The 8839-nt window shown below is 61.0% G+C and carries 8 protein-coding genes and 1 pseudogene; 7 read left to right on the forward strand and 2 right to left on the reverse strand.

The window, feature by feature from the left end:
- Positions 1-407: sensor histidine kinase (locus HW556_RS17305; protein ID WP_176901379.1), on the forward strand; the 407-nt coding region annotated here is incomplete at its 5' end.
- Positions 408-489: 82 nt separating this feature from the next.
- Positions 490-2148, forward strand: a complete 1659-nt coding sequence (locus tag HW556_RS17310) for an FAD-dependent oxidoreductase (protein WP_176901380.1) — start codon at positions 490-492, stop codon at positions 2146-2148.
- 812 nt (positions 2149-2960) lie between these two features.
- Here the strand turns inward: HW556_RS17310 and HW556_RS17315 are convergent.
- Positions 2961-3620 (reverse strand): hypothetical protein, encoded by a 660-nt coding sequence (locus HW556_RS17315; protein WP_176901381.1) that lies wholly within the window; start codon positions 3618-3620, stop codon positions 2961-2963.
- A 269-nt stretch (positions 3621-3889) separates the two neighbouring features.
- On the opposite strand from HW556_RS17315, the gene HW556_RS17320 reads away from it, so the two are divergent.
- Positions 3890-4312 carry a hypothetical protein gene (locus tag HW556_RS17320; RefSeq protein ID WP_176901382.1) on the forward strand — a complete coding sequence of 141 codons (423 nt, stop codon included), beginning with the start codon at positions 3890-3892 and terminating at the stop codon, positions 4310-4312.
- Positions 4313-4705: 393 nt separating this feature from the next.
- On the opposite strand, the gene HW556_RS17325 is transcribed toward HW556_RS17320, so the two are convergent.
- The gene (locus HW556_RS17325) at positions 4706-5683 is read right to left on the reverse strand and encodes a Na/Pi cotransporter family protein (protein WP_176901383.1); all 978 of its coding nucleotides are present in this window, start codon (positions 5681-5683) and stop codon (positions 4706-4708) included.
- A 269-nt stretch (positions 5684-5952) separates the two neighbouring features.
- Between HW556_RS17325 and HW556_RS17330 the strand changes: the two genes are divergently transcribed.
- The 4 genes and pseudogenes from HW556_RS17330 to HW556_RS18765 form a co-directional block, all read left to right on the forward strand.
- A complete protein-coding gene (locus tag HW556_RS17330; protein ID WP_176901384.1) occupies positions 5953-6849 on the forward strand; it encodes a helix-turn-helix domain-containing protein in 897 nt (298 codons plus the stop codon).
- A gap of 112 nt (positions 6850-6961) precedes the next feature.
- Positions 6962-7399: a DUF2141 domain-containing protein gene (locus HW556_RS17335; protein ID WP_176901385.1), complete on the forward strand. Its 438-nt coding sequence runs from the start codon at positions 6962-6964 to the stop codon at positions 7397-7399.
- Between the two features lie 11 nt (positions 7400-7410).
- Positions 7411-8316 (forward strand): oxidoreductase, encoded by a 906-nt coding sequence (locus HW556_RS17340; protein WP_176901386.1) that lies wholly within the window; start codon positions 7411-7413, stop codon positions 8314-8316.
- 38 nt (positions 8317-8354) lie between these two features.
- Positions 8355-8607, forward strand: a pseudogene (locus HW556_RS18765) (TonB-dependent receptor plug domain-containing protein); the annotation flags it as partial.
- Positions 8608-8839 lie beyond the last annotated feature (232 nt).

An 8839-nucleotide genomic window follows, 5' to 3' on the forward strand; every position in this document is an offset into this window, starting at 1 on the left:
ATATGTTGGGTTACCCGTTGCGCGATAAGAAGATTGAGCTGGTGCGCGATTACGCGGCTGATATGCCGCCGGTATGCGGGCAGGTCAGCAGCCTCAACCAGGTCTGGACCAACTTGCTCGATAATGCCCTTGATGCCTTGCCGCCCGGCGGGCAGCTCACGGTGCGTACGCGCGTGGAAAATGAATTTGTGCGTGTTTTTATCCTGGATAACGGCCCCGGCATTCCCGCCGAGGTGCTGCCCCGCATTCTCGAACCCTTTTTTACCACCAAGCCGGCCGGCGAAGGCAGCGGCCTGGGCCTCGATATTGCCCTGCGCATTATCGAGCAGCACGGTGGCCGGCTGGAAGTCCAGTCCGAACCCGGCCGCACGGAGTTTGGCGTCTGGCTGCCGGTGGCCAACACGTAAGCACGGCCGGCTCCATCATCACCCCGCAACGCCTACCAATCTCTTTCGCCTCCGGGCTTCAACTTCTGACTTATCCGTACGCATGAAAAAACCAGTTTTGCTTTGCGTGGATGATGACCCGCAGGTGCTCGGCGCTATCGAGCGAGATGTACGCCGGGAGTTCCGGGCCGAGTATCGGGTACTGCGGGCGTCCTCGGGCGAGGAAGCCGTAGCGACCATGGAACAGCTTCGCCAGCGCGAGGAGCCGTTGGCCCTGGTGCTGGCCGACCAGCGGATGCCGGGCCTCGATGGCGTGGGCGTGCTTAGCCGGGCCCGCGAGTTGTATCCCGACGCCAAGCGGGTGCTGCTAACGGCCTACGCCGATACGGAGGCGGCTATCCGGGCCATCAATGCCGCCCACCTCGACCACTACCTGATGAAGCCCTGGGACCCACCCGAGCAGCTGCTCTATCCCACGCTGCACGACTTGCTGCGGGCCTGGCAGGCCGCCTACCGGCCCGCCTTCCGGGGCGTGCGGCTCGTGGGCTTTCAATGGTCGCCCCGTTCGCACGAGTTAAAGGATTTCCTGGCCGGTTACCTGATTGGCTATCAGTGGCTCGATTACGAAACGGATGTGGAGGCGCAGCAGCTGCTAAGCCTCCGGGGGCTTACGCCGCAGGATTTGCCGGTGGTGGTACTCGAAGACGGCAGCGTGCTGGCCAATCCCAGTACTGCCGAACTGGCTGCCCAAATCGGCCTGACGACGGCCGCCGCCCATGACCTGTACGACGTCGTCATTATCGGGGGCGGTCCGGCCGGGCTGGCGGCTGCCGTGTACGGGGCCTCGGAAGGACTTAAAACGCTGGTCATCGAGCGCCAGAACTTCGGGGGTCAGGCCGGCACCAGCTCCCGCATCGAAAATTATCTGGGCTTTCCGACGGGCCTGAGCGGTACCGAGCTCACCCACCGCGCCTGGACCCAGGCCGTGCGGTTAGGGGCCGAAGTGCTGGCTCCCAGGGAAGTAGCCAAGCTCAGCGTGCAGGACGGCTACAAAGTGCTAACGCTGAAAGACGGTAGTGACATCCGGACTAGGGCCGTGGTGCTGACCACCGGCGTGAGCTACCGTACGCTCGACGTACCCGGCATCGAGCGGCTCAGCGGGGCGGGCGTTTACTATGGAGCCGCCCGCACCGAGGCCCGCTCCTGCCAGAGCCAGGACGTGTACATCGTGGGCGGGGGCAACTCGGCCGGGCAAGCGGCGATGTACCTAGCCAGCTATGCCCGCCAGGTGTTCATCCTGATTCGGGGCGAGAGCCTGACGACCACTATGTCGGCCTACCTGATTGAGCAAATCAAGCAGACGGACAACATTACGCTACTGCCGTTTACCCAGGTGCAGGAAGTGAGCGGCGAGGAGTACCTGCAGGAGGTGGTATTGACCCTCCAAAACGGCGAAGTGGAGCGGCGGCCGGCGCGGGCACTGTTCGTATTTATCGGGGCTCGCCCCAGCACCGAATGGATTTGCGGCACTGTTGTCTGCGATACCAAGGGCTTCGTGCTTACGGGCCGCGACCTGGTAAACGACCCGCGCTATGTTACCTCTTGGAAGCACCCGCGCCGAGAGCCTTACCTGTTGGAAACCTGCGTAGCCGGGGTGTTTGCGGCCGGCGACAGCCGGGCCGGGGCCATGGCTCGGGTGGCTTCGGCCGTTGGAGAGGGCAGTATGGCTATCAAATTCGTACACCAGTATTTAGATGAGTGACATTGTATTCAAATACAAGCCAGTCCAGTGCTCCATTGCTGCGCAGACAATGGCACTTTAGTGCTTCATCGAACAATTCGGCCTACTTATAGCAGCGGGGGGATAAAGTTGCGCTAAGGCCTTTATAGGCCACTCAATCGTACTAATTCGAGTTGATAATATTGAGGTTCTCTAGCTGAAACGGACAGTGCGAAGTCTTATCGTCCATTGCCCATGACTGTGAAACTGAATCCTGATGAGATGCCCACTACCTGCCAGAAATATAGACCGGCTTTCAAGGTTGAGTGCGTGCGCCAAGTGGTGGCCGGTGCCCGGTAAAGCGACGCTGTCCTCGCCCAGGGCATTTCGCCCGCGCTACTGGTAGCACCAAGTGTTGGAACAGGCAGTGCCCAGTAGCGTCGAACGCGCCGAAATTAAGCAGTTGCGCGTGGAGCTGCGACGCGTGGAAATGGAGCGTGACATATTAAAAAAAAGTCGTGACTAACTTTGCGCAACCGCCTCATTCATGGACCGTTATCAGTTCATCAGAGGCTGCAGGCAGACCTGGCCGGTACAGAGGCTCTCTCACCTGTTGGCCGTGAGCACGGCCGGCTACTAACCACTAGCGCATGACCAGTGGCGCAGGCAGTCCCGCTGCGGACCCGCTCGCAAAGCATGCAGCGGTCCAGTAAGCCTTTGCCCGCCATGCCGGGCATTACGGCACCTGTCGGTTGCGGGCCGAATGGCGCGTCGAAGGCCACGCCATCAGCCGCTATGTACTGCGCTCGTGACTGCAGGGGAATTACCTGACACAGGTAAACCGGGAATGTAATCTACCTGAAATTGCAACTCGTGCCACTCCACAGGCTGGTAATGACGGCCTCTTGGCCGGGTCCATCCAGCAGGCCATACAGACCGGAAGTCGTAGAAAATTCCTGCCCTAAGGTTGATCGGGTAACCTTGACGGAGTAGGCCCCTTCTAACTCTGCCCGGGTAGAGCCAATACCGACCCCGGCCATGGTGGCTACTTTGGGCGTTGTGCCACTGGCCATCCCCGCATACCACCCCACAAATTGCCACTCCTGGGTGGCCCCGGCTTTGTTTTGCTGAAACACCAACGTCAGCCCGTTGCTCCACGAAGCCATTTTCAAAGGGCCGGCCCCGCATTCGGTATTGATTCCGACGCTCTTGGGCTCCGCTTGCAGCACCTTGCTAACGAGCTCAATCAGCTCTTTCTGCGGCTCGCCAAAGGGTATCTGCCGGGTAGAACCCGTTGGCTGGCTCACCAGTTGCAACGCATTCGAGGTCAAGGCCAATAACGGCTGGCTTGCCGAAACGCTGTCTGGGGTTGTGGCGCTTGGCGTTGGCTGGGCTGGGGACGGCGCGGCACTTGGCGAAGCCACTACTGGCGGGCGGTCTTGTGCGGCGTCCGGACTAGGTTGACAGCCAGCGAGAAGCGAAGTGAGCAGTAGAACGAGCACGAGTTGTTTCATAGCAATAGCGTATACTGCTTTTGCTCGGCACAAAGTTGGCTTTGGTTGGAAGTTTAGGCCCTGAATCTCATTTGGTCTATGTGCGGGCTTGGAAAACGGCCTAGGAAGCACGAACGCGTCCGTTTTATATGTCCTCCCACCCCCCCCTCGAGAATTCGACCCGATGGTCCTGCCAGTGATTGCTGCTCATGCTCTTACGCGGCCCCTGCTTCCGCTCCGGCTTTGGCGTGTAATCCGCGGTTGCTACCTTACACCGCATGAAGCCGGAGATGAAAGAGTTGTCCCTATCTGCTTTAGCCCACTACGCCATCACCTATGAGCCGTGTCCGCCTTTGCTGCGGGGTTGCAACAGCCGCCAGCTTAGCGCGGAAGAAATTACGGAAACCTGCGAGCTGCTGCTATCCACGGCCCGCCACTACGGCTGCCGGTACTGGCTCCTGGACGGCCGCTCGCACCAGCAGGCACAGCCCCAGGCCCTCCACGACTGGATGCGGGACGAGTACTTTCCCCGCCTCTCACGGGAGCTGGGGTCGGGGACTTGCCTTTGCTTTCTGGTCGCGGAGCCGGTGTGGGCCGGCTTGCCGGCGCTGGGCTACGGGCAGTTGCAGAACGGCTTTGTGCATGGCGTACGGATGGGGTGGCTCACCGAGCAAGCAGCTGCCTTGGACTGGCTGGCGAGGCAACGGCCCTAGTAGTCTCCACCGCCAAGTTGTTGCCCCCTTCCTTCTGCAGGCGTAAGAAAACAAGGTTTGGGGGGGAGGAAAGCGATGAGCCAATTAGCCCTCCCTCGCCCTGCTGCCTTAAATATTCCCCGACTGCCCCCGCTTTTTAATGCGCTCCGAAGGCTAGCGGACTGAACCGGACTACCAGGTCCGGCCGGCATCCAGGTGCTCCAACACATCCGTTATCTGGCTTATGTATGCGGCCCCTGAGCCGGATCGGGCAGGTCGGCTTGACTTTGTCAAAGCCAGCCTTTGGCTCACCAGCTATAGCTACCAGCCCGCTTCTAGGTGACCTTTATTTTCCACCTTATGCCGGTAGAATTTGTTAATGACGAGCAGGCCGCCCGCTATGGGCGCAGCCCTTCATCCCTTGGTCGTGGCTAACCGGGCCAGGGGCCTCTGGTCGGGGAGCCACGCCTCCAGCAGGTGCTGGCAGAGGGGAACCAGGGGCGCGAAGACCAGCACGCCCGCCACGTTAAACAGCACGTGGGCGTGCGCAATCTGGCGGGCCACGTCGGCGTGGCCCGCCAGGCGCAGCACCAGCGCCGTGAAGGGCATGATGAGCAGCAGGCCCAGCGTGATGCAAATAAGGTTGAACAGTAGGTGAAACAGACCGGTCCGAAGGGCCGGTCGGCCGCGGCCGGCCGTCGCCAGCAAGGTGTCGGAACACGTCCCCAACTCCGCGCCCAGCATCACGGCGATGCCGGCTGGCAGAGTGAGCAGCCCTTTGGCGGCGAGCTTAATGACCATGCCCAGCGTGGCCGAGGACGACTGGATGACCAGGGTCATCAGGGCCCCCGCGCCCGCGCCGCGCAGGGGGTTTTCGAGCTGGAGCAGCCACGCTTCTACGCCCCGGTACTCTTTGAGCGGGGCCGCGGCTTCGCCGATGAGAAACAAGCTGAAAAACAGGAGGCCAAAGCAAAACAAGGCCCGTCCCATCGTGCGCCCTTTCCGTTTTTTGCTCAGGGACAGCAGCAGCAGCCCGGGCAGCATGGCCACGACGGCGTACTGTCCCAAATCAAAGGCAAAGAGCTGGCTGGAAATGGTGGTGCCGATGTTGGCCCCCAGCACCACCCCCAGTGAATTTCGAAACGGCAGCGCCCCGGCACTGACCAGGGCAATGGTCAGAATGATGACCACCGACGAGGAATCCAGCAGGATGGTGACCACGGTTCCCGTTAGGATGGCCATCGGCACCGTCTTGGTGAACCGGTCCAGAATGCCTTTGACCCGGTCGCCAGCGACTTGCCGCAGGGCCAGGGCCAAACGGCTCACGGCATACAGAAAGAGCACCAAGCCGCTGAGGGCCAGCAGTGCAATCGACAAAAGGGAGGGGTGCATTGGAGTTGGGGACCTAACAAAAGGCTGGTTATTCCTCCAACGCAGTGCGGGAGCACGGGGCCACTCTGCCCCCGTGAAGAAATTGTTAACAAACAAGCATCTTGGGGATGCGTGGGTAATGAGGGGTTGGTAAACAAATAGGGAAAATCCTACGCTTTACGGGTGTGGAAATTCCCAAAAAAGCAGTGCTTTAAAGCAGGTAGCTGTTGCCAGGCGACCTTTGTAGCAAATTAGTAACCACGGCCCTCGTGGGCTGCAACGCAACGAACATGAGCCGTAAAAACTACGATGTGGTTACCTTAGAGCGGTTCGTGGACCGCTATTTAGACTCTCCGGCCGACGCCTTTACATTTCAACAAAGCGCCGTCCAGGTATACCCGCTGTCGTTGGCCGTCGCCCGCATTAAGCCCCCGACCCCGCTTTTCAAGGCTGAGTACAGCTTCCTGCTGCTGTTCGTGCAAGGCGGAGGGCAGCAGCAGGTAGACAATGAAACCCTGGACCTGCATGCCAATGATGTGCTCTTCATCCGGGAGGGCCACCTGAACGCCATCAAGTCCATCGACGAAGGTACCCAGGGGTACTACATCCACCTGGAAAATGCGCTGCTCCCCCGTATTTTTGCGGACAGCGCGCTGCTGCACCGCCTCACGTTTTATCCCAAACACGCGGTTTCTCCCGCCGATATGGCCTGGCTGGGCCAGTGCTGTGAACTCCTCCTGAGTCAGACGGGCGAGCAGGGGTACGCCGAAGAAATCCAATGCGCGCTGCTGCGGGCGATGGTGCTGAAAGTGGCGCAGGCCTCGGCCACCACCCTGTGCCAGCCCGACCGGCCGTCGGAAATCACCATGCGCTTCAAGGAGTTGGTGTATGAGCACGTGACTACTCACCGGGAGGTGGCGTTTTATGCGGATGCCCTGGCCGTGTCGGAGAATTACCTGAACCGGTGCGTGAATCAGCTGACCCGCAACCCCCCCAAGCAGCACATCACCGAAATGGTGATTTTGCGCAGCAAAGTGCTGTTGCAGGACCGGTCCAAGGATATTGCCCAGGTTGCGGTGGAACTCAACTTTGCCGACCCGTCCTATTTCGGCCGTTTGTTCAGGCAGGTGACACGGCAAACGCCCACCGACTACCGAAACGCGTTTTGGCAAGGTTTGTCCGAATAAGCGCACGATTCCTGACGACGAAAAGGCGGGGGCGCGCCTGACCTTTGTGAACCTCAACGTAGGGCCGGTACCACTTGAGGAGCGTCTTCATCCGTAAAGCCATAAAAGCACCATGCTACGCCACCCCACTTCCCTGTTTATACTGCTCCTGCTGGCCACGGTACTGGTGGCCTCGAAGCCGCTGGTTCAGCAAGCCCCGCTGCAAATTCAAATTCTGAACGTCGAAAAAAACAACGGCAAGTTGGTCGTTGAAATCTACAACGCCAAAGCGGAGTGGCTGAAAAAGCCCTTCCGGCGGGTGACGTTAGCGCCCGATGACAACACCAAAAAGGCCGTGTTTGCCGTGCCCTACGGCAAGTACGCCGTCTCCATCTACCAGGACACCAACGAGAACGGCGAATTAGGCATGAATTTTCTGCAAATTCCCAAGGAACCCATCGGCTTCGGCAACAACTACAAGCCCTTCGGCGAGCCCAGGTTTGAGTCGGCGCTCATTGACTACGGCCCGGCCGCGCAGCCCGTCGCCATCAAGCTCTACAGCGTATTTTAAGCGCCCGACCGATGGACCGCAAATGGAACGTAGAACAGGTGCCCGCGCAGCCCGGCAGCGTTGCCGTGGTGACCGGGGCCAACAGCGGCGTGGGGTACGAAACCGCCCTGGCCCTGGCCAGGCACGGGGTCCGGGTGGTACTGGCCTGCCGGAACCTGGAAAAAGCCGCCGCCGCCAAATCGAGGATACTTGCGGCCTGCGCCACCGCCAGCCTGGAAACCATGCGGCTGGACGTGAGCAGTCTGCGCTCGGTCCGCGAATTCGCGGCGCACCTGCGCGCCCGCTACGACCAGTTGAACCTACTCATCAACAACGCGGGCATCATGATGCCACCCTATGCGGAGAGCGAAGACGGCTTTGAAAACCAGTTGGCCACCAATTACCTGGGCCATTTTGCCCTCACCGGCTTGCTGCTGCCGTTGCTGACCGCGACGCCCGGCGCCCGGGTGGTCACGGTCAGCAGCTTGTCCTACAAATGGGCCGGGATTGACTTCGACGACCTGCAGGCCCAAAAAGGCTACAGCCGGCGCAAAGCCTACGGGCAAAGCAAGCGGGCCTGCCTGGTGTTTGCCTACGAGCTGCAGCGCCGGTTGGCGGCGGCGGGGCACGGCACCCGGTCGGTGGCGGCGCATCCGGGGCTGGCCAAGACCAATCTGGACCAGTATTTCCCGGCCCTGATTCGGCCCCTGGGCAGCCTCTTCTTGCAGCCCGCTTCGCAAGGCGCCCTGCCCATCCTGTACGCGGCGTTGGCGGAAAACTTAAAGGGCGGCGAGTTTATCGGCCCGGACGGGTTTCAGCAAATGAGAGGCTACCCCACCCGCGTGGAGTCGGACGACGCTTCCCGGGACGAACGTATTGCGGCCCGGCTGTGGCGGTTCAGCGAGGAGCTGACGGGGGGGCGGTACCTCGACCGGTAGGATTCGACACAACACTGCTTTCCCAAGTAAATCCGCTTGCTGATGAAACGCCGCTCAGCGTGCAGCGCATCAACACCGAGGAAATCCGCTCTAACCCCGGCGGCACCTTCGACATCTCGAAGGTGGTGCAGACGCTGCCCGATGTAGGCGGGGGGCACGGGCGGCACGGCGGCCTTCCGCAACGACATCGTCATCCGCGGCGGCGCGCCCAACGAAAAAGCGTACTAGCTCGACGGCATCCAGGTGCTGGTCATCAACCACTTCCAGACACAGGGCAGCTCGGGCGGCCCGCAGCGCCCGGCTGGACCTGCCTGCTGTGGCCCTGGCGCTGGGCAGCGCGGTGCTGCTGCTGTGCCACAAAGTCAACTGGGCCCGGCTTGGTACGGGACGGGGCCACGGCGGGTAGCTCATCACGGCGGGTTTTGCCCCGGTAACGGAAACCCCCGCGGAGAGCTGCCCCCCAACCCCACCCCAACCCGTAAAATGTCAAGGGCGGGTAGACAACCAAATTTTAATTGTTGGG

Origin of the sequence: Hymenobacter terrestris (assembly GCF_013377905.1) — a bacterium.
In the GTDB taxonomy this organism is placed as follows: Bacteria; Bacteroidota; Bacteroidia; order Cytophagales; family Hymenobacteraceae; genus Hymenobacter; species Hymenobacter terrestris.